The organism is Paracoccus litorisediminis, from assembly GCF_009711205.1.
GTDB lineage: Bacteria > Pseudomonadota > Alphaproteobacteria > Rhodobacterales > Rhodobacteraceae > Paracoccus > Paracoccus litorisediminis.
This window is the reverse complement of the sequence record NZ_WMIG01000001.1, coordinates 547,341-571,334: the sequence shown is the minus strand read 5'-3', so window position 1 is coordinate 571,334 and position 23,994 is coordinate 547,341. Positions and strand designations below refer to the sequence as shown.

The 23,994-nt window shown below is 64.7% G+C and carries 26 protein-coding genes; 11 read left to right on the top strand and 15 right to left on the bottom strand.

Annotated features, from left to right (window positions below; genetic code table 11):
• Positions 1 to 31: 31 nt before the first annotated feature.
• Positions 32 to 865 (bottom strand): arginyltransferase, encoded by an 834-nt coding sequence (locus GL300_RS02890; protein WP_155038056.1) that lies wholly within the window; start codon positions 863 to 865, stop codon positions 32 to 34.
• 273 nt (positions 866 to 1,138) lie between these two features.
• Here GL300_RS02890 and GL300_RS02885 point away from each other — a divergent pair, with 273 nt between their 5' ends.
• A complete protein-coding gene (locus tag GL300_RS02885; RefSeq protein ID WP_155038055.1) occupies positions 1,139 to 3,952 on the top strand; it encodes a bifunctional [glutamate--ammonia ligase]-adenylyl-L-tyrosine phosphorylase/[glutamate--ammonia-ligase] adenylyltransferase in 2,814 nt (937 codons plus the stop codon).
• Here the strand turns inward: GL300_RS02885 and GL300_RS02880 are convergent.
• Both GL300_RS02880 and carA read right to left on the bottom strand, forming a co-directional pair.
• Entirely contained in the window at positions 3,949 to 5,985 is a 2,037-nt protein-coding gene (locus GL300_RS02880) for a glycosyltransferase (protein WP_155038054.1), read from the bottom strand. The two genes, GL300_RS02885 and GL300_RS02880, sit on opposite strands and share 4 nt — an antisense overlap.
• 78 nt (positions 5,986 to 6,063) lie before the next feature.
• Positions 6,064 to 7,209 (bottom strand): glutamine-hydrolyzing carbamoyl-phosphate synthase small subunit, encoded by a 1,146-nt coding sequence (gene carA / locus GL300_RS02875; protein ID WP_155038053.1) that lies wholly within the window; start codon positions 7,207 to 7,209, stop codon positions 6,064 to 6,066.
• A gap of 162 nt (positions 7,210 to 7,371) precedes the next feature.
• Here carA and GL300_RS02870 point away from each other — a divergent pair, with 162 nt between their 5' ends.
• Positions 7,372 to 7,836, top strand: coding sequence for a GatB/YqeY domain-containing protein (locus GL300_RS02870; protein WP_155038052.1), 465 nt, complete (start codon positions 7,372 to 7,374; stop codon positions 7,834 to 7,836).
• 184 nt (positions 7,837 to 8,020) lie between these two features.
• Here GL300_RS02870 and GL300_RS02865 read toward each other — a convergent pair whose 3' ends face one another.
• The 4 genes from GL300_RS02865 to GL300_RS02850 all read right to left on the bottom strand — a co-directional run bounded on the left by GL300_RS02865 (position 8,021) and on the right by GL300_RS02850 (position 10,627).
• Positions 8,021 to 9,163: an alpha-D-ribose 1-methylphosphonate 5-triphosphate diphosphatase gene (locus tag GL300_RS02865; protein ID WP_155038051.1), complete on the bottom strand. Its 1,143-nt coding sequence runs from the start codon at positions 9,161 to 9,163 to the stop codon at positions 8,021 to 8,023.
• A gap of 80 nt (positions 9,164 to 9,243) precedes the next feature.
• Positions 9,244 to 9,924, bottom strand: a complete 681-nt coding sequence (locus GL300_RS02860) for an NAD-dependent deacylase (protein WP_155038050.1) — start codon at positions 9,922 to 9,924, stop codon at positions 9,244 to 9,246.
• A 7-nt stretch (positions 9,925 to 9,931) separates the two neighbouring features.
• Entirely contained in the window at positions 9,932 to 10,237 is a 306-nt protein-coding gene (locus tag GL300_RS02855) for a hypothetical protein (protein ID WP_155038049.1), read from the bottom strand.
• Positions 10,238 to 10,393: 156 nt separating this feature from the next.
• The gene (locus GL300_RS02850; protein ID WP_225612023.1) at positions 10,394 to 10,627 is read right to left on the bottom strand and encodes a heavy-metal-associated domain-containing protein; all 234 of its coding nucleotides are present in this window, start codon (positions 10,625 to 10,627) and stop codon (positions 10,394 to 10,396) included.
• A 33-nt stretch (positions 10,628 to 10,660) separates the two neighbouring features.
• Between GL300_RS02850 and GL300_RS02845 the strand changes: the two genes are divergently transcribed.
• Both GL300_RS02845 and lepA read left to right on the top strand, forming a co-directional pair.
• A complete protein-coding gene (locus tag GL300_RS02845; protein ID WP_155038048.1) occupies positions 10,661 to 11,569 on the top strand; it encodes a DMT family transporter in 909 nt (302 codons plus the stop codon).
• Positions 11,570 to 11,620: 51 nt separating this feature from the next.
• Positions 11,621 to 13,420: a translation elongation factor 4 gene (gene lepA, locus GL300_RS02840; protein ID WP_155038047.1), complete on the top strand. Its 1,800-nt coding sequence runs from the start codon at positions 11,621 to 11,623 to the stop codon at positions 13,418 to 13,420.
• A gap of 122 nt (positions 13,421 to 13,542) precedes the next feature.
• On the opposite strand, the gene GL300_RS02835 is transcribed toward lepA, so the two are convergent.
• Both GL300_RS02835 and GL300_RS02830 read right to left on the bottom strand, forming a co-directional pair.
• Positions 13,543 to 13,911 carry a hypothetical protein gene (locus GL300_RS02835; RefSeq protein WP_155038046.1) on the bottom strand — a complete coding sequence of 123 codons (369 nt, stop codon included), beginning with the start codon at positions 13,909 to 13,911 and terminating at the stop codon, positions 13,543 to 13,545.
• A gap of 130 nt (positions 13,912 to 14,041) precedes the next feature.
• A complete protein-coding gene (locus GL300_RS02830) occupies positions 14,042 to 14,218 on the bottom strand; it encodes an entericidin A/B family lipoprotein (RefSeq protein ID WP_155038045.1) in 177 nt (58 codons plus the stop codon).
• 232 nt (positions 14,219 to 14,450) lie between these two features.
• On the opposite strand from GL300_RS02830, the gene GL300_RS02825 reads away from it, so the two are divergent.
• The gene (locus GL300_RS02825) at positions 14,451 to 14,750 is read left to right on the top strand and encodes a hypothetical protein (protein ID WP_155038044.1); all 300 of its coding nucleotides are present in this window, start codon (positions 14,451 to 14,453) and stop codon (positions 14,748 to 14,750) included.
• On the opposite strand, the gene GL300_RS02820 is transcribed toward GL300_RS02825, so the two are convergent.
• Positions 14,747 to 15,514, bottom strand: coding sequence for an alpha/beta fold hydrolase (locus tag GL300_RS02820; RefSeq protein WP_170297607.1), 768 nt, complete (start codon positions 15,512 to 15,514; stop codon positions 14,747 to 14,749). The two genes, GL300_RS02825 and GL300_RS02820, sit on opposite strands and share 4 nt — an antisense overlap.
• Positions 15,515 to 15,589: 75 nt before the next feature.
• Between GL300_RS02820 and GL300_RS02815 the strand changes: the two genes are divergently transcribed.
• On the top strand, positions 15,590 to 15,970 hold the full coding sequence (locus GL300_RS02815; RefSeq protein ID WP_155038042.1) for a hypothetical protein: 381 nt from the start codon (positions 15,590 to 15,592) through the stop codon (positions 15,968 to 15,970).
• An 18-nt stretch (positions 15,971 to 15,988) separates the two neighbouring features.
• Here the strand turns inward: GL300_RS02815 and glyA are convergent, their stop codons facing one another.
• Entirely contained in the window at positions 15,989 to 17,272 is a 1,284-nt protein-coding gene (glyA, locus tag GL300_RS02810; RefSeq protein ID WP_155038041.1) for a serine hydroxymethyltransferase, read from the bottom strand.
• 143 nt (positions 17,273 to 17,415) lie between these two features.
• Here glyA and GL300_RS02805 point away from each other — a divergent pair, with 143 nt between their 5' ends.
• Together GL300_RS02805 and GL300_RS02800 are read left to right on the top strand one after the other, a co-directional pair.
• Positions 17,416 to 18,165, top strand: coding sequence for an NAD kinase (locus GL300_RS02805; RefSeq protein WP_155038040.1), 750 nt, complete (start codon positions 17,416 to 17,418; stop codon positions 18,163 to 18,165).
• A 32-nt stretch (positions 18,166 to 18,197) separates the two neighbouring features.
• Positions 18,198 to 19,793 carry a peptide chain release factor 3 gene (locus GL300_RS02800; RefSeq protein WP_155038039.1) on the top strand — a complete coding sequence of 532 codons (1,596 nt, stop codon included), beginning with the start codon at positions 18,198 to 18,200 and terminating at the stop codon, positions 19,791 to 19,793.
• 335 nt (positions 19,794 to 20,128) lie between these two features.
• On the opposite strand, the gene GL300_RS02795 is transcribed toward GL300_RS02800, so the two are convergent.
• On the bottom strand, positions 20,129 to 20,551 hold the full coding sequence (locus GL300_RS02795) for an OsmC family protein (RefSeq protein WP_155038038.1): 423 nt from the start codon (positions 20,549 to 20,551) through the stop codon (positions 20,129 to 20,131).
• Positions 20,552 to 20,713: 162 nt separating this feature from the next.
• On the opposite strand from GL300_RS02795, the gene copM reads away from it, so the two are divergent.
• A complete protein-coding gene (gene copM / locus GL300_RS02790) occupies positions 20,714 to 21,082 on the top strand; it encodes a CopM family metallochaperone (protein WP_155038037.1) in 369 nt (122 codons plus the stop codon).
• A gap of 55 nt (positions 21,083 to 21,137) precedes the next feature.
• On the opposite strand, the gene GL300_RS02785 is transcribed toward copM, so the two are convergent.
• The gene (locus GL300_RS02785; RefSeq protein WP_155038036.1) at positions 21,138 to 22,274 is read right to left on the bottom strand and encodes a deoxyguanosinetriphosphate triphosphohydrolase; all 1,137 of its coding nucleotides are present in this window, start codon (positions 22,272 to 22,274) and stop codon (positions 21,138 to 21,140) included.
• Between the two features lie 75 nt (positions 22,275 to 22,349).
• On the opposite strand from GL300_RS02785, the gene GL300_RS02780 reads away from it, so the two are divergent.
• Both GL300_RS02780 and xth read left to right on the top strand, forming a co-directional pair.
• Positions 22,350 to 22,685 carry a HesB/IscA family protein gene (locus GL300_RS02780; protein WP_155038035.1) on the top strand — a complete coding sequence of 112 codons (336 nt, stop codon included), beginning with the start codon at positions 22,350 to 22,352 and terminating at the stop codon, positions 22,683 to 22,685.
• A 38-nt stretch (positions 22,686 to 22,723) separates the two neighbouring features.
• Positions 22,724 to 23,509: an exodeoxyribonuclease III gene (xth, locus tag GL300_RS02775; protein ID WP_155038034.1), complete on the top strand. Its 786-nt coding sequence runs from the start codon at positions 22,724 to 22,726 to the stop codon at positions 23,507 to 23,509.
• Positions 23,510 to 23,512: 3 nt separating this feature from the next.
• Here the strand turns inward: xth and GL300_RS02770 are convergent, their stop codons facing one another.
• Together GL300_RS02770 and GL300_RS27030 are read right to left on the bottom strand one after the other, a co-directional pair.
• Positions 23,513 to 23,866 carry a CsbD family protein gene (locus GL300_RS02770; RefSeq protein ID WP_155038033.1) on the bottom strand — a complete coding sequence of 118 codons (354 nt, stop codon included), beginning with the start codon at positions 23,864 to 23,866 and terminating at the stop codon, positions 23,513 to 23,515.
• Positions 23,866 to 23,994 carry a hypothetical protein gene (locus GL300_RS27030; RefSeq protein WP_255524281.1) on the bottom strand — a complete coding sequence of 43 codons (129 nt, stop codon included), beginning with the start codon at positions 23,992 to 23,994 and terminating at the stop codon, positions 23,866 to 23,868. The genes GL300_RS02770 and GL300_RS27030 overlap by 1 nt, the downstream gene beginning before the upstream one ends.

Sequence of the window (23,994 nt, the reverse complement as noted above, 5' to 3'; positions counted from 1 at the left end):
CTAATTGTAATTTTATTGCCGAAATCAGCGCCTAGCGGGCGCGTTGCGGCAGATCGATCCGTGCGACTTGCTCGACAATCGGATCGACGGACAGGGGATGGATGTCGGAACTGTGCTGCGCCGGATCGCCGATCGGCTGCCAGACTCCGCCCTTGTAGATCTCCAGCGCGGCGAAGCGGGCCTTGTAATCCATCTTGCGGCTGCCGGGGACCCAGTAGCCCAGATAGATGAAGGGCAGGCCCGCGCTGCGCGCCAGTTCTATATGATCGAGGATCACATAGGTGCCAAGGCTCGCCGCCTCATAGCGCGGGTCGTAGAAGCTGTAGACAAGGCTCAGCCCGTCATCCAGCACATCCGTCAGGCAGACCGCGATCAGCGGATCGTCCTGCGAGGGGGCACAGCCCGGCTGGGTCAGGCGGTATTCGATGACGCGCGTGCGGACCGGGGTTTCCTCGATCATCGCGGCGAATTCAAAGATATCCATATCGGCCATGCCGCCATCGGCATGGCGCTGGTCCAGATAGCGGCGGAACAGTTCATACTGTTCCTCGGTGGCCCAGGCGCTGGTGGCCATGCGGCGCAGGGATTCGTTGCGCTTCTGCACCCGGCGCTGGGTGCGCGAGGGCGAGAACTCGGAAATGCGGATGCGCGCCGACATGCAGGCCACGCAGCTTTCGCAGCTGGGGCGATAAAGCACGTTCTGCGACCGCCGGAAGCCCTGCCGCGACAGCGCATTGTTCAGCTCATTGGCGGAATCCCCGGCCAGTGCCGTGAACAGCTTCCGCTCGGCCCGGCCATGCAGATAGGGGCAAGGTTGCGGAGCGGTGACATAGAACTGGGGGGCATGGGGCAGGGTGTGCCGCATCAGCCGTGCCCTGCCTTAGCCGGGCCGGGGCCGCGTGCGCGCCGGGGCAATTGCAACCTGATCAGATCTGCGCATCTCGACAAGGGACGGCCAACCAGCTTTTTCGGGTCAAGGAATGGCGGAAGCGTAGCAACAGATCCGCCCGAGTCCAAGCGCCGAAAAGGCCATCTGCGCCGATCCGCCGCGGCGGCCGTGACATTTTCGTGTCGAGGATCGGGCAACTGCCTGCGCCGGTGACATTGACCTTGGCTTGGCCCCGGATAGGGTCGGGCCATGACATTCCATGACCGCATCTCCCGCCTTCCGATTCCCCATGACCCCGCGCGGGGGCAGGTCGCTGTCGACCTGCTGGGGCCGCTTGATGACCGCCTTGCCGAGCTGATCCGCGGCGCGGCCGGGTGCAGCCCCTATCTGTCGGGGTTGATCCAGCTTGAGGCGGGGTGGCTGACGGCCATGCTGACCCAGCCGGATGCCGAGGGCCTGGATATTGTCCAACGCGAAACCGAAGGCTTCGACGCGCTGTCCGCCGAGGCGCTGGGACCGGCGCTGCGCCGTGCCAAGCGGCGGGTGGCGCTGTGGACGGGGCTGGCCGATCTGGGCGGGGTCTGGACGCTTGAGCAGGTGACCGGCGCGCTGACCCGGCTGGCCGACCGGGCCACCGACCTGGCGCTGCGCGTCCATGTCGCGCATGAGCAGGCGCGCGGCAAACTGCCCGCGACCCAGAGCGATGCGGGCGGCATCACCGCGCTGGCCATGGGCAAGATGGGCGCGGGGGAGCTGAACTATTCCTCGGATATCGACCTGATCGTGCTTTACGACGACAGCGCCTATGCCCGCGACGACCAGTTCGATGCCCGCGCCGCCCTGATCCGCGCCACCCGCAAGGCGGCGGCGACCATCTCGGACAATACCGATCAGGGCTACGTCTTCCGCACCGACCTGCGTCTGCGCCCCGATGCGGCGGTGACGCCGGTCTGCATGTCGGTCTCGGCGGCGCTGGCCTATTACGAGGCCGAGGGCCGCACATGGGAACGCGGGGCCTATATCAAGGCGCGGCCCTGCGGCGGCAATCTTGAGGTGGGCGAACGCTTTTTGCGCGAATTGCGCCCCTTTGTCTGGCGCAGGCATCTGGATTTCGCGACCATTCAGGACACCGACGACATGCGTCGCCGCATCCGCGATCACAAGGGCTTGCATGGCCGCATCGGTGTGCCCGGCCACAATATGAAGCTGGGTCAGGGCGGCATCCGCGAGATCGAGTTCTTCACCCAGACCCGTCAGTTGATCGCCGGGGGCCGTGACCCCGACCTGCGCGTGCGCGGCACCGTTGAAGGGCTGGCGCGGCTGGCCGATAAGGGCTGGATTCCGCCCGAAGTCGCCGCCGAACTGACCGATCATTACCGCGAACACCGCGAGATCGAGCATCGCATCCAGATGGTCAATGACGCCCAGACCCATCTGGTCCCCACCTCGCCCGAGGGCATCGCCACCATCGCGCAGATGATGGGCGAGGGCGACAGCGCGGTCTGGTCAAAGCGTCTGACCGGGCGTCTGGAACGGGTCGAGACCCTGACCGCCAGCTTCTTCACCCCCGCCGAGAAACGCGAACGGCCCCGGCTTTCGCCCGAGGCGCAGGCCATGGTCGATGGCTGGCGCGCCTATCCGGCGCTGCGCACCGAACGTGCCCGGCAGGTCTTTGTGCGGATCGAGCCCGAGCTTCTGGCGCGGCTGACCGGCAGCGATCACGGGCAGGATGCGCTGGCGCGTTTCGACGCCTTTCTGGCCGGGCTGCCCTCGGGCGTGCAGCTTTTCTCGTTGTTCGAGGCCAATCCCCAGCTGATCGACCTGATCGCCGATATCTGCGGCACCGCGCCGGGGTTGGCCGCCTATCTGGCCCGCCACCCCGAGGTGCTGGACGCGGTATTGGGCGGCAGCTTCTTTGCCGAATGGCCCGGCGTTGCGGGTCTGCATCGTCAGATCGAAAGCGTGCTGGAACAGGGGCTTGCGGCGCGGGATGGCGGCTATGAGCGGGCGCTGGACGATGCGCGGCGTTGGGCGCATGAATGGCAGTTCCGCACCGGCGTCCATCACCTGCGCGCCCTGATCGGGGCCGAGGAGGCGGGCGGCCAATATGCCGATATCGCCGATGCGACGGTGGCCGCGCTGTTCCCCGTCGTCACCGCCGAGTTCGCCCGCCGCCATGGCCCGCCGCCCGGACGCGGCGCCGTGGTGCTGGGTATGGGCTCGCTGGGGGCACGGCAGTTGAACGCGGCCTCGGATCTGGACCTGATCGTGATCTATGACGCCGGTGGGCAGGACAGTTCGGACGGCCCGAAGCCGCTGGCGCCGCGCGCCTATTACGCGCGACTGACGCAGGCGATGATTACTGCTTTGTCCGCGCCGACCTCGGCCGGGCGCCTCTATGAGGTGGACATGCGGCTGCGCCCCTCGGGGCGGCAGGGGCCGGTCGCGACCTCGGTGCAAAGTTTCCGCGATTACCAGATGACCGAGGCCTGGACATGGGAGCATCTGGCCCTGACCCGAGCCCGCGTCATCGGGTCCTGCGGCCCGTCTGGCCATGATCTGGGCCATGAGGTCGAGGCGCTGCGGCAGGAAGTCCTGCAGACGCAGGGCCAGAATCCGCGCGTCCTGCCCGATCTGGCCGAGATGCGGGCCCGGATCTTTGCCGCCAAGGCCCCGGATGGCGCATGGGAGGCCAAGATCGGTCGCGGTCGCTTGCAGGATATCGAGTTGCTGGCCCAGTCCTTCGCGCTGCGTGCGGGCATTCCTGCGCGGGCGGTGGCGGCGCAATTGCGGGCCGGTCCGCGCGCCGGTCTGATCGCGCGAGCCGATGCCGAGACGCTGGCCACGGCCCGGCGTTTCCTGTGGGCGCTGCAAGGTTCGGGGCGGCTGCTGACCGATCGACCGCTGGACATGGAGGCCTTGGGCGATGGCGGTCAGGCCTTCCTGCTGCGCGAGACCGGCATGGGAAGCCTTGCCGAGCTTTCGCAACGGCTGGAAGAAACCGTTAACGCCGCAGGCGGGATCATCGACGCGGCGCTGTCCGAACAGCCCGCGACCGCCTAGCCGATCGACCCGATCAGCGGCACCTGCCGGGGGGCAGGTGCCGTCGCGTCTTGCTGCTGCGGCGGCGCGGCAGGTGCTTCATCAGGCACCGTATCGTATAGCCCGTGCTGGGTCTTGTCCCAGTAGAAGGGGCGGCGGACGACCTCGTAGATTGCCTTCCACGCGGCAAGGCAGCCCAGCGGAAAGTAAAGATGCATGGTCGGAACCCATGGCCACAGATGACGGTGGTCCGACCCACGTGTTGCCCAGGCGGCGACAGCCATGTTCAGCAGTTCTGAGGCCACGAACAGCCCGAACAGCGCCGGGACGGCATGCCCACCCAGCCTTCCTTCCAGCAAGTCGCGCATCGGATGCGGCAGGCCAAGGCTGAGCAGCCAGAAGCTCCACAGCACCGGGGCCAGCAGATATTGCGAGACCGAGGCCGCCAGCTGCACCTGCAACCCGATGAAGCGGCGCGGTCCCAGATCGCGCCACAGCGCCTGCGGGTCGCGCATATGCACGCCCCAGGTCATCGCGAAACCCTTGAGCCAGCGCGAGCGCTGCTTGACCCAGGGGATCAGCCGGCAATTGGCCTCTTCGTGGGTGACGGTGTCCAGCATCTCGGTCCGGTAGCCGTGTCGCGCCAGCCGCACGCCCAGATCGGCATCCTCGGTCACGTTCCACGCGTCCCAGCCGCCCGCATTCTCCAGCAACTCGCGTCGGAAAAACAGCGTCGTGCCCCCCAGCGGCACCACCAGTCGCAGCGCCGCAGCACCCGCCAGAGTGCCCCGGAACCATGCCGCATATTCAATGGTAAAGGCGCGGGCGAGCCAGTTGGTGCGGGGGTTGTAGTAATCCAGCACGCCTTGCAGGCAGGCCACGTCAGGGGCGGCGAAATGAAAACCGCGCGCGACCTTGTGCAGTTGGTCGGGCTCGGGGCGGTCCTCGGCGTCCCAGACGCCAACGATCTGGCCGCGGCAGAAATTCAGCGCATAGTTCAGGGCACGGGGCTTGGTCTGCACCGGGCCGTCGGGAACCTTGATGACCCGCATCCAGCGCGGCAGTGCGACGCCCTCAAGCGCCCCGCAGGTGACGCGGTCGGTTTCCTCGACCACGATCAGGATGTCCATCAACTCGCGCGGGTAGTCCAGCCGCGCCAGCCGCCCGATCAGGCGGTCGGCAATGTCGGCCTCGGCGAACAGGGGCACCATGACCGAGATCAGGGGCAGCGGGGCCTTCATTTCCGAAGGAATCGCCCGGCCCGAGGCGATGGCCAGTTCCAGCCCGCGCGCCTCGGCCCGATCGCGCAGGATGGCGTGGAAGGACAGCGCCTTCAGCACCATCGAGGCTAGCAGCGTCAGCACCGCCCAGAAGGTCAGAACCGCGATGACCGCGATCGGCGCCAGCAGCAGGGCAGCGGCGCCGACCGCGCCGATCGCAAGGGCGATGCGGCCCACGCGGCGCTCGTCGCGGGTGCGGCAGCTGAGCTGCGCCGGGACGCGCAGTTCGGCATGGCGGATCAGCGCGATGCGCCGGGTCGACAGTAGCGCCTCGCGCACCGCGTTTTCCGAACACAGCAGCATGCGCAGATCGCCCAGCCCCTGCGGCAGGCGCGCGCGCAGGGCGTCGAACGCATCGGGGCGGGCGGTCGCGACAAAGGTGACGCCGCCGATCTGCCGCCAAGGCACGATCCCTTCGGCAAGGCAAAGCCCGGCCCCCACCATATCGATCAGGCGGGTATCGGGGGGCGTGGCGACAAGATCGATGGTGGTCGTGCGCCATTGTCGGCACAGCGCGCGGATCAGCGCGCGTTCGTCGACCCAGCCATTCGAGAGCAGGATTTCGCCCAGCCGGGCGCTTTGGCGCTGACGCATGACCAGCGCCCTGAGCAGGTTCGCGGGGTCGACCGCGTCATCCTCGATCAGGATCTGGCCCAAGGGGCGCAAGTCACGTGGCGGGACCAGCGACGGGGCGGAATCAAATGCGGCAATCGCGGGTGATTCCGCGATTGCCGAAAACTTCAGGTTGGTCGCAAGCGCAGAGTTGCCGGCCATGGGTGATTCCCGTCCTGTTCACCCCTCTTTGCAGCAAAGATGGTTAAGGACGGGTTAAGCATAAGCCCGGCAGTCGGATCAGCGGCGGGTGCGCATCGCCTCGGCAAAGCGGTCGAACAGATAGGCGCTGTCCTGCGGGCCGGGGCTGGCCTCGGGGTGATACTGCACCGAGAAGACCGGGCGATCAGTCATGCGCAAGCCGCAGTTCGAGCCGTCGAACAGGCTGACATGGGTCTCGATCACGCCTTCCGGCAGGGTCTGCGCGTCAACCGCGAAACCGTGGTTCATCGAGGTGATTTCGACCTTGCCGGTTTCCACGTCGCGCACCGGATGGTTCGCGCCGTGATGGCCGTGGCCCATCTTGACGGTCTTTGCACCCAGCGCCAGAGCCAGCATCTGGTGGCCAAGGCAGATGCCAAAGATCGGCAGGTCCTTTTTCAGCAGTTCCTGAATCATCGGCACGGCATAGGCGCCGGTCGCGGCCGGGTCGCCCGGACCGTTCGACAGGAACACGCCCTCGGGGTCATGGGCCAGAACGTCCTCGGCGGTGGCGGTGGCGGGCAGAACCGTCACTTCGGCACCGCTTTGCGCCAGCGAGCGCAGGATGTTGCGTTTCGCGCCGTAATCCAGTGCGACGACGCGGAAGGGCCTCTGCTCTTCCGACTTGCCGAACTCGCCCGGCCAGGCCCACAGGCCCTCATCCCAGCGATAGCTTTGGGTGCAGCTGACCTCCTTGGCCAGATCCAGACCGACAAGGCCTTTCCAGTCACGCGCCTTGGCGACCATCTTGGCGATGTCGAAGTTGCCCTCGGGGTCGTGGCTCAGCACGACATGCGGCGAGCCCTGCTGGCGGATGGCGCGGGTCAGGCGGCGGGTATCGATGCCGCCGATGCCGATGCGGCCGCGCTTTTCCATCCACTCGACCAGATTGCTGTTCGCGCGCCAGTTCGAGGGCTCAGTCGGGTCCCATTTCACCACGATGCCGGATGCAACCGGTTCAGGCGCTTCGTCGTCCTGTTCGGTCACGCCGGTATTTCCGACATGCGGGAAGGTGAAGGTCACGATCTGGCTTGCATAGGAGGGATCGGTCATGATTTCCTGATAGCCGGTCATCGCGGTGTTGAAGACCAGCTCGGCAACCACTTCTCCGGTCGCGCCGAAGCCCTGTCCGTAGAAAACGGTTCCGTCGGCAAGCGCAAGACATGCAGTCGGTTTATGGGCCATCGTCATCTCTCCGGGTAAATCGGCGGGAACCTAGAGTTAGCGTCCCGTCGCGTCAAGGCAGGAAAGGCTCGTTTTGTCCGGGAACCGCGACAGCGCAGGGCGGGTTGACGCCGGACGCGAAGCCTAGGACAAGCGCCGGTCAATTCATTGAGCGAGGATCACATGGGATTGCGCGAACGTATCTCGGCAGACACCAAAGAGGCGATGAAGGCCAAGGAAACGGCCCGGCTGTCGACCCTGCGGCTGATCTCGGCCGCGATCAAGGACCGCGAAATCGCCGCGCGCGGTGAGGGCGGGGACGAAAACGGCCTGTCTGACGCCGATCTGACCGCCATCCTGTCCAAGATGGTCAAGCAGCGTCAGGAATCGGCGAAGGCCTATGAAGAGGGTGGTCGTCTGGAACTGGCCGAGCGCGAGCAGGACGAGATCAAGGTGATCCAGTCCTACCTGCCGCGCCAACTGACGGATGAAGAGGCCCGCGCCGCCATCGATAAGGTCATCACCGATCTGGGCGCGGCCTCGATCCGCGACATGGGCCGGGTCATGGCCGAGCTGCGCGCCCGCCATGCCGGGCAGATGGATTTCGGTGCCGTCGGCCCGATCATCAAGGACCGGCTGATGGCCTGACCTGCGGGTCGGCTGATTGCTGGGAAAATGCCGGGGGCGGGGTTTGGACCCCGCCCCCCTGTCGTCAGACCCCCTCAGATCTGCGACCGGCCGGGTGAATAATGTTCACCAGTTTGCGGCATGAGGGCTTTTTGCCCGGAAATGCGGGTGATTCCCTTGATTCAGATCAAATCCGGGCCGGTTTTCAGACGCGGCTGCCGCGCACCCATGTTTCACGTATGACAGGCCGGTCGGCGACCATGCGGAAGCGCATCAGGTCGGCGCGCAGGCCCGGCTGCAGCCTTCCGCGATCCGCCAGTCCGGCGGCAGTGGCCGGATTGGCGGTGACGGTGGCGATGGCGCGGGGCAGGTCGTTCCACAGATCGGCCAAGATCATTGCGCCGCCGATCAGCCCGGCGGGCACGTAATCCGACGACAGAATATCCAGATGCCCCGCGCGGGCCAGTTCGGCGGCCGAGACATTGCCCGAATGCGAGCCGCCCCGGATCAGGTTCGGCGCGCCCATCATCACCATGATCCCGTGATCGTGGCAGGCCGAGGCCGCCTCGGGCGTGGTCGGAAACTCGGCCAGTCGCACGCCGTAGCCTGCGGAACGGGCGACGTGTTCCGGGGTGGTATCGTCATGGCTGGCCAGCACGGCGCCCAGACGGTGGGCGACCTCGACCGCCGCCGCCTCATGCGCGTCGCCGTAGCGGTCGCGCAGCGCCTTCATCCGCGAGACATGCTCGTCGAACGCGGCATCGTCCAGCTTGTACTTGCCCTGCACATATTGCGCGAGTTTCGACAGGTCGCGGAACTGCCGCTGGCCGGGGGTGTGGTCCATCAGGCTGATGATGCCGACGCGGTCGTCCGGACCGAACTCGTCCAGCTCTGCGATCAGGGTTTCCGAGCAGACTTCAGCCCGCAAATGCAACAGGTGACTGATCCGCAACGCGCCCTCGTTGCGCAGATCAATCAACTCATGTGCCAGTTCTCGCGCGTATTTTTCGTAGTCCTGATCCGGTCCGTCGCTGACCACGGAACCCACGCGCATGGCGTCGAAAACGGTGGTGATGCCGCAGCCGGCCAGCTCGGCGTCATGGGCGATGATCGCCGCCGCATGGGGCCAGTCCACGCCGGGGCGCGGGCGCATGTGGCGTTCCAGATTGTCGGTATGCAATTCGACCATGCCGGGGGCAAGGAAGTCGCCCGCCATGTCCAGCGCGCCCTGGGGGACATCCGCACCGGCGCGGATATCGGCGATCACCCCGTCCTCGATGACCAGTGATCCGGTCAGGACATTATCGGGCAGGATCAGGCGGGCATTGGCAAGAATGGTCTGGGGCATGGACGGCTTTCCGTTCGGGAAGGCAAGGGGTGGAGGATTGCGGCTGCCTCGTCAAGCACGGGCAGCGCCGCGCCGCAGGGTCAGGGGCAAAGTTCCGCCACCCATTCCGGCACCACCTGCGAGGCCGGGCCGGAGCGCTTTTCGTGGAAATCACGGCCAATGACCGTGTTGGCCATATTCATCTCGATTGTGCGCACGCCGGCGCGGCGCGCATGCCGGGCCAGTCCCGCCGCGGGATAGACCTGACCCGAGGTGCCGATGGCGGCAAAAAGCTGCGCCTGCTCGACGGCGTTGAAGATCCGCTCCAGATGATGGGGCACCTCTCCGAACCAGACGATATCGGGGCGGGTCTGCGGCTTGCCGCAATTCGGGCACAGGTCCAGCGAGCGCATGGCCAGCGGCGCGGGCCAGCGGTGGCCGCATTCCGCGCAAAGCGCGCCCAGCAGGCTGCCATGCATGTGGATGACATCATCCGAGCCGCCGCGCTCATGCAGGTCGTCGACATTCTGGGTGATCAGGGTCAATTCGTGATGCTGGGCCAGCCGCGCCAGCGCCTTATGCGCGGCATTGGGCTGGGCGCGGGCGGCATCGGCGCGGCGCATGTTGTAGAAACGATGGACCAGCACCGGGTCACGCATGAACCCCTCGACCGAGGCCACGTCTTCGATGCAATGATCCTCCCACAGACCATTGCTGGCGCGGAAGGTCCTGATTCCACTTTCCGCCGAGATACCGGCCCCGGTCAGGACAGCGATGCGCATTCTGGTCTTAGCGTGAGCAATAGGCCTCGGCGGTCGAGGCAAAGCGTTCGTAGCGCCGCCAGAAGGCGTTGTCGGCGTCGGTCTTGGACATGCGCACCGATTGCGCCTCGTCCGCATCGCTGAAGAAGCGGGCGGCACGGCGCTGATCGGAACGCGACAAGGTCTGGTCCGCAACCTGCTGGATGCAGCCGCAAAGGCCGCGGTCGGTCGAGCGGCGGGGGGATTTGGCACATGCGGAATCTATGGGGCCGGCTACGGCAAGCGGCGTCGTCAAAGCCACCGCCGCCGCGGCGATGATCAGGCGGTTCAACATCACTGTCTCCTCGGATCGGGCAAGGCGCGGCGGGGCTGAACACCCTCACAAGGCCGCAAATTATCCACAGAGATTAACAGAAACCGCCTCATCGCTCAATCGCACTGGTCCGACCAGTTCTGGAGGACTGGCGGAAAATGGCCGCAAGATATGCGCTCAGGCGGCTTTGGGCGTGTATCCGGCCTGACGAATCACCGCCTCGGCGCGGGTGGCATCCAGCCCCTCGACCTCGACGATATGGGTGGTCAGATCGGTGCGGGCATGGCCGCCCGCATCGGCCACCGCCTTTTCGATGGTGGCGGTGCAATGGCCGCAGCTCATATCTTCGACATGGAAGCGCATCTGGGTCCCTTTCCGGCTGGACCCCCCGATCATCGCGGCATATGCCATGGCCTGCAATTCCTACAATTGAGGTCCTGGGCCATGGGCGGCGAGAATTTTCGTGCGGCGATGCTGATGCTCGTCTCGATGGTGCTGTTCGCCGTCGAGGACATGTTCATCAAGCTTCTGTCCCAGGAGCTGCCCTTTGCCGAGGTTTTGGGCATGATCGGCCTGCTTGGCTGGCTGTGCTTCTGGGGCATGCTCAAGCTGCAGGGCGGGCATATGTGGACGCGCGATCTGGCGCGCCCGCTGGTGGTGCTACGCAACCTGGCCGAGGCGGTGGGCTCGATCGGTATCGTCGTCGCCCTGGCGCTGACCGAACTTTCCTCGACCTCGGCGATCATGCAGGCGTTGCCGCTGGCCATCGTGCTGGGGGCGGCGGTTTTCCTGGGCGAGCCGGTCGGCTGGCGGCGCTGGACGGCCATCGGTGTCGGTTTCCTTGGCGTGCTGCTGGTGCTGCGCCCCGGTCTTGGGGATTTCCAGCCCGCCTCGCTGATGGCGCTGGTCGCGGTGATCGGCCTTGCCGCACGCGACATCGCCACCCGCCGCATTCCCGCGCAGATCCATTCGCTGCAACTGGCGGCCTCGGCCTTTTTCGCGATCCTGCTGGCCTCGATCGCGATGGGCGTGGTGCTGGGGCAGGAATTCGTCATGCCCAGCCTGCGGCAGTGGCTGCTGTTTGCCGGCTGCATGGCGGTCGGCGTCGCCGGCTATTCGCTGCTGGTCACCGCCACCCGTCTGGGCGAGGCCGCGGCGCTTGCCCCCTTCCGCTACGCCCGGCTGGTTTTTGCCCTGACGCTGGCCGTCATCGTCTTTGGCGAGCGCCCCGATGCGCTGACGCTGAGCGGTGCCGGATTGATCGTCGCCTCGGGCTGTTACGCCATGTGGCGCGAGGCGATCCTGCGCCGCCGCCAGCTTCGTGCCGCAGGGTTTGAGCCGCTGCGTGGCTAGGCCATCGCGTTCCCCCTTCCCGCAAACCCATTTCCCCAGTATAGCCGCGCCATGACCGACCTTGACCTCATCCGCAACTTCTCGATCGTGGCGCATATCGACCACGGTAAATCCACTCTGGCCGACCGCCTGATCCAGATGACGGGCACGGTCGCCGAACGGGACATGAAAGCCCAGCTGCTCGACAGCATGGATATCGAACGCGAACGTGGCATCACCATCAAGGCGAACACCGTGCGCATCGAATATCCGGCCAAGGACGGGCGCAGATACGTGTTGAACCTGATCGACACCCCCGGCCACGTCGACTTCGCCTATGAGGTCAGCCGCTCGATGCGCGCGGTCGAGGGCTCGTTGCTGGTCGTCGATGCCTCACAAGGTGTCGAGGCGCAGACGCTGGCCAACGTCTATCAGGCGATCGACGCAGGTCACGACATCGTGCCGGTTCTGAACAAGATCGACCTGCCCGCTGCCGAACCCGAGCGGGTCAAGGAAAACATCGAGGACGTGATCGGCATCGACGCCCATGACGCCATCGAAATCTCGGCCAAGACCGGCCTTGGCATCCCGGACGTGCTGGAAGCCATCGTGACGCGCCTGCCCGCGCCGAAAGGCGACCGCAACGCGCCCCTGAAGGCCATGCTGGTCGACAGCTGGTATGACGCCTATCTGGGCGTTGTCGTCATGATCCGCGTCATGGACGGCGTGGTTCGCAAAGGCGACCGCATCAAGATGATGCAGACCGGCGCGCTTTACGGCATCGACAAGCTGGCCGTGCTGAAGCCGGCGATGGTCGATATTGCTGAGCTTGGGCCGGGCGAGATCGGCGTGCTGACCGCCTCCATCAAGCAGGTCCGCGACACCCGCGTCGGCGATACCATCACGCATGAGAAGAAGGGCACTGACACGCCGCTGCCGGGCTTCAAACCTGCCCAGCCGGTGGTGTTCTGCGGCCTCTTCCCGGTCGACGCCAATGACTTCGAGGCGCTTCGCGACGCCATCGAGAAGCTGGCGCTGAACGACGCCTCCTTCAGCTACGAGATGGAAACCTCGGCCGCGCTTGGCTTTGGCTTCCGTTGTGGCTTCCTTGGTCTGCTGCACCTTGAGGTGATCCGCGACCGTCTGGAACGCGAATACGATCTGGACCTGATCACCACCGCGCCTTCGGTGGTCTTCAAGCTGCACATGAAGGACGGCGAAGTGCGCGATCTGCACAATCCCGCCGACATGCCCGACCTGACCTATGTCGACCATATCCAGGAACCGCGGATCAAGGCCACGATCATGGTCCCGGACGAATATCTGGGCGACGTGCTGAAGCTGTGCCAGGATCGCCGCGGCATCCAGATGGACCTGACCTATGCTGGCAACCGCGCCATGGTGGTCTATGACCTGCCGCTGGCCGAGGTGGTCTTCGACTTCTACGACCGGTTGAAATCGGTGACCAAGGGCTATGCCAGCTTCGACTATCAGATCAGCGAATACCGCGAGGATTTCCTGGTCAAGATGTCGATCCTTGTGAACGATGAGCCGGTCGATGCGCTGTCGATCATGGTTCACCGCGACCGTGCTGAAAGCCGTGGCCGTGTGATGGTGGAAAAGCTGAAAGAGCTGATCCCCCGCCACATGTTCAAGATCCCAATCCAAGCTGCCATCGGCTCGCGCGTGATCGCCCGCGAAACGCTGAGCGCGATGCGCAAGGACGTGACCGCGAAATGCTATGGCGGCGACGCCACGCGTAAGAAGAAGCTGCTGGAAAAGCAGAAGGCCGGTAAGAAGAAGATGCGGCAGTTCGGCAAGGTCGAAATCCCGCAGACGGCCTTCATCCAAGCGCTCAAGATGGACAGCTGAGGTCTTAGCCCGAGCTGCAGAATCGAAACGCCCGCCGTCACATGGCGGGCGTTCTCATTTATCGCATTTCCTTGGTTTCTGAGCCGTTCTGCCTGACGTCGGTAGGGCACTGAATCCAGCGATCAGGCCCTGTCGCCGCCGATAACCTGCCGCCACGCCCCCTCATCCACCTTTCGCAGCCGCTCCAATGCGTCGACGGCTTCGGCGCGGATGGCTTCCTTGCTGTTCTTCTTCACCTCTGCGACCTCGGCGTTGATCTTTTCGATTTCGTCCAGCTTTATGCCGGTCTCGTGCGACAGCACCAGCAGCGCGTCGATGATCTTGCCAAGCTGCTTGCCGAAGCTTGCGACCTCGGTCTGGATGCGGTCCTCGATCTCGGGGATGCCCTTGAGATCGGAGGACCAGAAGCGCGGCTGGATTTCCTGATTGACCTGAACGTCGCCGGAAAATGGCGCTTTCAGAATTGCGGCCCACAGATCGAACGGCGTCATGGCAGGTTCCCCGGTTGTGACGCGCTGGATTCTGGGTGGCATCGGGGCAAACCGTCAACGCAGCAATGGCCAGACGCGATCGGCCTGCCCTGAAACGGGCAGGGGAGCGCGGGCTGGCCTTTGTTTGGCCTCAATACGGGGCAGGGGCCGTGTAGGGCTGTTGCCCCATCTGGGTCTGGCTGGTCGCGGCCTGATCGGTCAGCAGCGCGCCCGCTGTCTGCATGTCGCGGCCCGCGCCCTGCATGGTTTCGCAGGCCGAGACCGCCATGACGGCCAAAATCGGGGCAAGGTGAAGGATACGGCGCATTGGTTGCTCCTTGTCGTTGACTGCTCGTTTTGGCCAAGACTAGGGCAGGATTTATGCCACCACCGCTCACACAAGCGCGAGATGAGCGGGGCAGGCGGGTTGTCGGCGGAAAGTCACGCGCGGGACGAAGGGATTGCGCGGAAGCTTGCCGATGCCGTGGCGTGGCAGGAAATCATGGAGCCTGCCCAAGCCGTTAGCGTTTTCTTAATTCGTTTCGGCGCAGGCTTCGGTCATGCGTCTGATGATCCTGTCCCTGTTGATTCTCGCCTCATGCGCGTCGCCCGCGCCGGAATATTTCGGTGCAACGCGGCATGATCTGGAAATCGACGGCATCCGCTTTGCCGTCTTCGTCAAGGAGAGTGAGGCCGAGGTGATCCGGCTGGGCTATCTGTCCCGCAAGGACCGCGCGCGCGTTCCCGAACTGATGATGCAGGCCGCCAGTCAGGCCAGCGGCTGCGAGGCGATCGCGAACAGCCTGACCTCGCGCATCCCCGGCGATACCGGAGAGGGCAAGGTCAGCCTGCGCTGCTAGTCGAAGAAGGTGGCGACGGCTTCGGCGACCTCGACCGGGCGGTCGGCATGCAGCCAATGGCCAGCCCCGGCAAAATAGCGCAGCTTTGCCTGCGGGAAATGGGCGCGGATCGCCTCGACCTGCGGCTCACGGCAATAATCGGATTCGGCCCCGGCAAGGAACAGCGCCGGACCAGAGAAGCTGCCCTTGGGGGCATCTGCGGGCCAGCCGACCAGATTGGGCATCTGCGCGCGCAAGGCGGGCAGGTTGCACTTCCAGCGCGGCGGCTCGGATTTCAGGTCCAGCGATTGCAGCAAGAACGCCCGCACGCCCGTTTCCGGCACGAATTCGGCCAGCCGCGCATCGGCGGCTGAGCGCAGTTTCAACCCGGTCAGGTCGGTGCCCTCCATGGCGTCGATCAGCGGGGTCTGGGTATGGGCATAGGCATAGGGGGCGATGTCCAGAACGGCCAGTTTGCGCACCGTTTCGGGATGGGTCAGCGCCAGCATCATCGCGGATTTACCGCCCATCGAATGGCCCAGCACATCCGCCTGCCCACCGACCGAGCGGATGATCTCGGCCAGATCGCCGGCCAGCGCGGGATAGCTGTGGTCGGCGTCGTGGAAACTGTCGCCATGATTGCGCATGTCGACAAGGATCACCCGCCGCGTCTGCGCCAGCCTGCGGGCCAACCCGCCCAGATTCTTGCCCGATCCGAACAGCCCATGCGCCAGAAGCACGGGCGGCTGCGTCGAATCCTCACCGGTAATCGTCATGTTCAGCATCATGGCGGCAGCCTAGCGGTACTGGCGAAAAACCGCCAGAGGCGGTAGCCTTGGCGGAAAGGCAAGGGGGCGGGAATGATCGACACGATCAGGCCGATGGCGGATGAGGTGGCAAGCCTGATGGCGGCGCGTTTCGGCGGTGTCCGGCGCGGTCATACGGCGGATCTGGCACAGATGCTGAAGCGGCGCGGTGGGGCATTGCCACGCAAATTGCGGCGCGAAGCCATGCTGCTGGCCCATGCCGACAGCCTTGCGGGTCATCCGAAACTGGCGCGGCAGGTGGATTTCCAGAAGCTCGATCACGCGCATAGGGCGCTGACGGCCTATCTGCGTCCTTTGGGGCAGGCCGGACGGATCGGAGGTGGGGTGCTGAGCGTGGCCGCAAGCGTCATCTTCGGCCTGATGATCCTTGGCGCGTTCGCCCTTTGGATCATGACGATGCGCGGGCTTGTGTAAGCCCGCGCAGTTTTTCGATCACATGCCCTGATACAGCGGGAACTTGGCGCAAAGCGCCTCGACCTCGGCCTTCACTTTGGCCTCGACCTCGGCATTGCCCTCATCGCCATTGGCGGCAAGGCCGTCGACGACCTCGACGATCCAGCGGGCGATCTGGCGGAACTCTTCTTCCTTGAAGCCGCGGGTGGTGCCCGCCGGCGCGCCCAGACGGATGCCCGAGGTCACGAAGGGTTTTTCCGGATCGAACGGCACGCCGTTCTTGTTGCAGGTGATGTGCGCACGGCCCAAGGCCGCCTCGGTCGCCTTGCCGGTCACGCCTTTCGGGCGCAGGTCGGCCAGACACAGGTGGTTGTCGGTGCCGCCCGAGACGATGTCGATGCCGCCCTTCATCAGTTCATCGGCCATCGCCTGCGCGTTTTTGACGATCTGCGCTGCATAGTCCTTGAAGCTGGGGTCCAGCGCCTCTTTGAAGGCGACGGCCTTGGCGGCGATGACATGCATCAGCGGGCCGCCCTGCAGGCCGGGGAAGACTGCCGAGTTGATCTTTTTCGCGATGTCGGCGTCGTTGGTCAGCACCATGCCGCCGCGCGGGCCGCGCAGCGACTTGTGCGTGGTGGTGGTCACGACATGGGCGTGCGGCAGCGGCGAGGGGTGCTGACCACCCGCGACCAGACCCGCGATATGGGCCATGTCGACCATCAGATAGGCGCCGACCTCATCCGCGATCTTGCGGAATTCGGCCCAGTCCCAGATGCGGCTATAGGCGGTGCCGCCGGCGACGATCAGCTTGGGCTTGCTTTCCAGCGCCTTCCTGCGGATCTCTTCCATGTCCAGCAGCTGGTCCTGCTGACGCACGCCGTAGCTGACGACGTTGAACCATTTCCCGGACATGTTGACCGGCGAGCCATGGGTCAGGTGGCCGCCCGAATTCAGGTCGAGGCCCATGAAGGTGTCGCCCGGCTGCAGCAGCGCCAGGAACACGGCCTGGTTCATCTGCGAACCCGAGTTCGGCTGGACGTTGGCGAATTCGCAGCCGAACAGCTGTTTCGCGCGCTCGATCGCCAGCGTCTCGGCGATATCGACATATTGGCAGCCGCCATAGTAGCGCTTGCCCGGATAGCCTTCGGCATATTTGTTGGTCAGGACCGAGCCCTGCGCCTCAAGCACCGCCTTGGAGACGATGTTTTCCGACGCGATCAACTCGATCTCGTCGCGCTGGCGGCCCAGTTCCTTGCGGATTGCGCCAAAAATTTCGGGATCGCGGCTGTCCAGCGTCTCGGTGAAGAATCCGGTATCGGGCATCTGGTCCTCATACAAAAGCGGCTTGCGGCCTCATAGACCGAAATCTCACGGCCCGCTAGGGACGGATGCGACGCCTGTGCGGTAGATATTCCTGTATCCATCGGGGGCTTGCGCCGCGCCGATCCCGCGCCATGATGGCGGGCATGAAGATTCATTTCATTTCAAGCAGCGCCGAGGCCGCCGCCAGCGCCGCCGAGACCCTGTCCGAGCGGTACGGCCACGTGCCCGTCCGCGAGGCCGAGGTGATCGTCGCCCTTGGCGGTGACGGCTTGATGCTGAACGTCATGCATCAGAACCGCGGACTGCCGGTTTACGGCATGAATCGCGGCACGGTCGGCTTTCTGATGAACGCCTATTCCGCCGAAAACCTGCCCGAGCGCATCGCGGCGGCCGAGGAAACCGCGACCAATCCGCTGGCGATGACCGCAGGCACGACCGATGGGCATGAGCATTGCGCGCTGGCCATCAACGAGGTCAGCCTGCTGCGCGCCGGTCCGCAAGCCGCGCGGCTGCGGCTGTCCGTCAATGGCCGCGTCCGGATGGAGGAGCTGGTCTGCGACGGCGCGCTGCTGTCCACGCCCGCCGGTTCGACCGCCTATAACTACTCGGCCAATGGTCCGATCCTGCCGCTTGGTTCGGACGTGCTGGCGCTGACGGCGATTGCCGCCTTCCGCCCCCGGCGCTGGCGCGGTGCGATCCTGCCCAAATCCGCGACCCTGCGCTTTGACGTGCTGGAGCCCGACAAGCGCCCGGTCATGGCCGATGCCGATTCGCGCGGCGTCGATTCCGTGTTGTGGGTCGAGATCCGCTCCGAGACCTCGATCAGCCACCGCCTGCTGTTTGATCCCGGCCATGGGCTGGAGGAAAGGCTGATGCGCGAACAATTCGTTTGAGGCTGCTTGCGGGGCAGGGTAAAGGGCCGGGCATGAGCAACCGTCCCGATCTTCCGCCCGAAATCGCCCGCCGCCGGACCTTTGCGATCATCTCGCACCCGGACGCCGGCAAGACCACCCTGACCGAAAAGTTCCTGCTGTTCGGCGGGGCGATCCAGATGGCCGGTCAGGTCCGCGCCAAGGGCGAGGCGCGGCGCACGCGTTCGGACTTCATGAAGATGGAGCAGGACCGGGGCATTTCCGTGTCCGCATCCGCCATGTCCTTCGAATTCGGGAAGTATCGCTTCAATCTGGTCGACACCCCCGGCCACAGCGATTTCTCGGAAGATACCTACCGCACGCTGACGGCGGTGGATGCGGCGATCATGGTGATCGACGGCGCCAAGGGCGTCGAATCCCAGACCCGCAAACTGTTCGAGGTCTGCCGTCTGCGCGACCTGCCGATCCTGACCTTCTGCAACAAAATGGACCGGGAATCGCGCGACACGTTCGAGATCATCGACGAGATTCAGGAAAACCTTGCCATCGACGTGGCCCCGGTGTCCTGGCCGATCGGCATGGGCCGCGATTTCATCGGCGCTTACGACCTGCTGCACGACCGGCTAGAGATCATGGACCGGGCCGACCGTAACAAGGTCGCGGAAACCGTGCAGATCACCGGCCTCGACGATCCGAAACTGGCCGACCACGTTCCCGCCGAGCAGCTTGCGAAGCTACGCGAAGAGCTGGAGATGGCGCGCGAGTTGCTGCCCAAATTCGACCGCCAGAGCTTCCTTGAAGGGCACATGACCCCGATCTGGTTCGGCTCGGCGATCAACAGCTTTGGCGTCAAGGAATTGATGACCGGCATCGGCGAATTCGGCCCCGAGCCGCAGCCGCAGCATTCCGCCGAACGCGAGATTTCGCCGAACGAAAACCCGGTCACCGGCTTCGTTTTCAAGGTGCAGGCCAATATGGACCCCAAGCACCGCGACCGCGTGGCCTTCGTGCGTCTGGCATCCGGCCATTTCGAGCGCGGGATGAAACTGTTGCATGTCCGGTCCAAGAAGCCGATGGCGGTGTCGAACCCGGTCCTGTTCCTTGCCGCCGACCGCGAGCTGGCCGAGGAAGCGTGGGCAGGCGACATCATCGGCATCCCGAACCACGGCCAGCTTCGCATCGGTGATGCCCTGACCGAGGGCGAGGGCCTGCGCTTCACCGGCATCCCCAGCTTTGCCCCGGAACTGCTGCAAACCGTCCGCGCGGGCGACCCGATGAAGGCCAAACATCTGGAAAAGGCGCTGATGCAGTTTGCCGAGGAAGGTGCCGCGAAAGTCTTCAAGCCGATGATCGGCTCGGGCTTTATCGTCGGCGTCGTCGGTGCCCTGCAATTCGAGGTTCTGGCCAGCCGGATCGAGATCGAATACGGCCTGCCGGTGCGGTTTGAGTCCTCGCAATTCACCAGCGCGCGCTGGGTCGCAGGTCCGAAGGACAAGGTCGAGACCTTTGCGCAGTCCAACAAGGGCCATATGGCGCAGGACCATGACGGCGATCTGGTCTACCTGACCCGCCTGCAATGGGACATCGACCGGGTACAGCGCGACCACCCCGAGCTGAAGTTGACCGCGACCAAGGAAATGATGGTTTAAAAACCGGCGGGGGCTTGGGATGATCTAAGCCCCTCGCAGTCGGATGAAGCCTTTTCCGGCTTCATCGGCATCGGGCTATTGGATGATGCATATTTTGCAGGTGTGGCAGCTACAAATGCTGTCGCATCCACCAAGCAGCAATGTCGGGGCAAGAAACAGCAAGATGGTCAAGGTTTTCATAATCTAAGACGACCTGAGAGCCGGGTGTGGGAAATACACTTCCTGCCAGAGCACGACATATCTGACCGGCTGTTTTTTCTCTAATCGGGTCTTTTCCCATACAGAACGACCCACATGCGGCGCGGTGCAAGAACGCGCCGCATTGGACTTCTGCCTTACACGACGGTCACATCCAGCGTGACCTCGGCATTCAGCACCTTGCTGACCGGGCAGCCTTTCTCGGCCTGGCGCGCGCAATCCTCGATCACCGCCGGATCGCCATTGCCCGAGATTTTCGTGGTCAGATGCGCCGTCTTGATGGCAAAGCCCTCGCCATCCTTGTCCAACCCGATTTCGGATTTGGTCTCGATGGTGACATCGGTGACGCCCGCGCCTTGCAGGATCATCGACAGCGCCATGCTGAAACAGGCGGCATGGGCCGCGCCGATCAGTTCCTCGGGATTGGTGCCGGGCTTGCCCTCGAAGCGGGTGTTGAAACCATAGGGCTGGTCCGACAGCACGCCCGAGCGCGTCGAAATCAGCCCCTTTCCGTCCTTGAGCCCGCCTTCCCATTTCGCAGAGCCGGAATTGACGATCATCGGTCAGTCTCCTTCATGGCTGAGGTTCGCGCCCCAACGCGCGACGATGCGCGCGGGTTCATCCGCGGCGTGAGGTCAGGAAACCGCAAGCTGACGGCTTTGTCATTTCCTCTTTTCGCCCGCCAGAGGCCTGATGCGGCAAGCAAACTCAGGAGGGAACCGATGCACCGTTCTTTTGCCAGCGCCGCAATCGCCGCCATGCTTGCCATGCCCGCCGTGGCGCAGGACCATTCGAACCATGCAATGGCGGGGCATGCCGATCCGACGGCCTCGGCCTCGACCCAAGCCTATCAGCAGGCCATGGACAAGATGCACAAGGACATGGCGATCGAGTACTCCGGTAATGCCGATATCGACTTCATGCGCGGCATGATTCCACACCATCAGGGCGCGATCGACATGGCCAAGGTGGTCTTGGAGCACGGCAAGGACGCGCAGGTCCGCAAACTCGCCGAGGAGGTCATTCGCGCTCAGGAAGCCGAAATCGCCCAGATGCAGGAATGGCTGAAGGTTCACGACAAGGCCGAGTGACCTTCTTCGTTTCAGAAATACCCTCGGGGGGTGTGGGGGGCAGACAGCCCCCCACCTACTTCAGCAGCCGCTCGGCCTCGGCAATGGCAAAGCGGTCGGTCATCCCGGCGACGTAATCAAGGATGACCCGCGCCCGGCCCGTCTCATCGCCCGCCGCCTTGGCCGCGTCGAACCAGTGCTCGGGCATCTTGGACGGATCGTTCAGGTATAGCGGGAACAACCCGTTCAGCATCTCGGTCACGCGCTGGCGTTCGACGACGACCGTGGGCGCGCGGTACATGCGCTGGAACAGGAATAGCTTGATCGCCTTGAGGTTCTGATACAGCGGCTTGGAAAAGCGGATGATCGGCCCGTCCATGTCGCGGATGTCCTGCGCGCTTTGCGGCTGCAGGCTGGTCAGCCGGTTCTGGGCCACCGCGATCACATCCTCGACCATGACGCCAAAGACCCGGCGGAGGGCCTCGTGTCGGCGGCGCATGGGGTCCAGACCGGGATGCAGCGCATCGACCTCGGCAAAGGCCTCGCCGACGACGGGCAATTGGGACAGGTCTTCCTCGGTGAACAGCCCGGCGCGCAGCCCGTCATGCAGGTCGTGGTGGTTATAGGCCACGTCATCGGCAACGGCGGCGACCTGTGCCTCGGCGCTGGCATTGGTATGCAGCTCAAGGTCCCATTCGGCGTTCACATCGGCCAGCGCATAGGGCAGGGGTCCGGTGACCGGGCCGTTATGCTTGGCAATGCCTTCCAGACTTTCCCATGTCAGGTTCAGCCCGTCGAAATCCGCGTAATGGCGTTCCAGCTTGGTCACGATCCGCAGCGCCTGCGCGTTGTGGTCAAAGCCGCCATAGGGCTCCATCAGCGCGGCAAGGGCGTCCTCGCCGGTATGGCCAAAGGGCGGGTGGCCAAGGTCATGGGCCAAGGCCACCGTCTCGGCTAGATCGGCGTTCAGGCCAAGCACGCCGGCGATGGTGCGCGCGACCTGAGCGACCTCGATCGTATGGGTCAGGCGGGTGCGGTAGTAATCGCCCTCGTGCTCGACAAAGACCTGTGTCTTGTGCTTCAGCCGCCGGAAGGCGCTGGAATGGATGATCCGGTCGCGGTCGCGCTGCCACGGGCTGCGAAAGGTTGACATGCGTTCCGGCCAGTGGCGGCCGCGGCTTTCTTCGGGTTGGCAGGCATAGGGTGCAGTCATGTCGTCTGGCATTCCTTGCGGGGTCTTCACCTCAAGCCTATATACCGGAATAACCGACGGAAACGGGAACACCCCATGAACGCCCAGCTCAGCCTGCCCCCCAAGGTCACCGCCCGCGCCTTTGCGCGGCTGGCCGAGATCAATGCGGACGGTCCGGTCCGCCCCCTGCGGGTCGCGGTCTCGGGCGGCGGCTGCTCGGGGTTTCAATATGACATCCGCTTCGACGAGACCGCCGATGACGACCTGATCCTGAACGGCGAGGGCCAAAGCGTCGTCGTCGATCCGGTGTCGCTGCCCTTCCTTGCCGGGGCGACCATCGACTTCACCGACGAATTGATCGGCGCGCGTTTCGTGATCGAGAACCCCAATGCCAGCTCGTCCTGCGGCTGCGGCACGTCCTTCTCGATCTGATCTGGCCTTGAGGGCGGCGCGCGGCTAATCTCGCGCGCATGAAAATCGCGACATTCAATATCAACGGCGTCCGCGCCCGGATCGAAACCCTGACCGGCTGGCTTTCCGAGGCCCAGCCCGATGTCGTGGTGCTTCAGGAAATCAAGACTCAGGACGAGGGCTTCCCATCGGAATCCATCGCCGATCTGGGCTACAATATCGAGACCCACGGCCAGAAGGGCTTCAACGGCGTCGCGATCCTGTCGAAGCTGCCGCTTGAGGATGTGATGCGCGGCTTGCCCGGCGACGATGCCGACGAACAGTCGCGCTATATCGAGGCCACCGTGATCGGCCAGCGCGCCGTGCGCATTGCCGGGCTGTATCTGCCCAATGGCAACCCGCAGCCCGGCCCAAAATTCGACTACAAGCTGGCCTGGATGGAGCGCCTGCGCGCCCGCGCCCGCGAATTGCGCGCGGCCGAGATCCCGACGGTCATGCTGGGCGATTACAACGTCATTCCCGAACCCCGCGACGCCGCCAACCCGGAAAAATGGGTCGATGATGCGCTGTTCCAACCCGAGAGCCGGGCGGCATTGCGCCGTATCGTGAATGAGGGTTGGGCGGATGCGGTGCGGCTGCGCGATCCCGACAATGCGCGCGGCCCCTTCACCTTCTGGGATTATCAGGCCGGCGCCTGGCAGAAGGACAATGGCATCCGCATCGACCATATCCTGCTGTCGCCGCAGGCCGAGGACCTGCTGATCGACATCGGCATCGACCGGGACGAGCGCGCCAAGGACAAGCCTAGCGACCACGTCCCCGTCTGGGTCGATCTGGACGCCTGAGCCCTAATCCCGCCCGGTCCGGTCGCCGTCATCGGCGACCTCATCGTCATCACCGAAACGCGCGTCGTCGTCATATTCGTCCTCGCCTTCGCCGACGAATTTCGACGACAGCGCGATCGAGTGATTGTCATGCGACGGGTCCATCACGATGTCTGACGGTATTTCTCCGGCCAGCCATTCGCGGATCTCGTCCTTGGTCTCGTCGATTTCCTGACCGGTGACCTCGGCGATGTATTTCACGAAGGCGCGCTGGTCGCCGTCGATCTCGGTCAGGTCTGCCTCATCCGCCTCGGGCCATTTTTCCAGAATGGCGTCCGAGAAGGCTGGCCAGTTGTCACGGACATGTACCCATTTCATCAGTAACCCGAACCTCCCATGTTCCCCTGCGCCCATTGCGCGGTGCCGGTAATGTCCTGACCGACTCCGGCGACGGTGTTACATCCGGCCAACGCCAGAAGTGCGATGAGGGTTGCGATGCGCGTCAA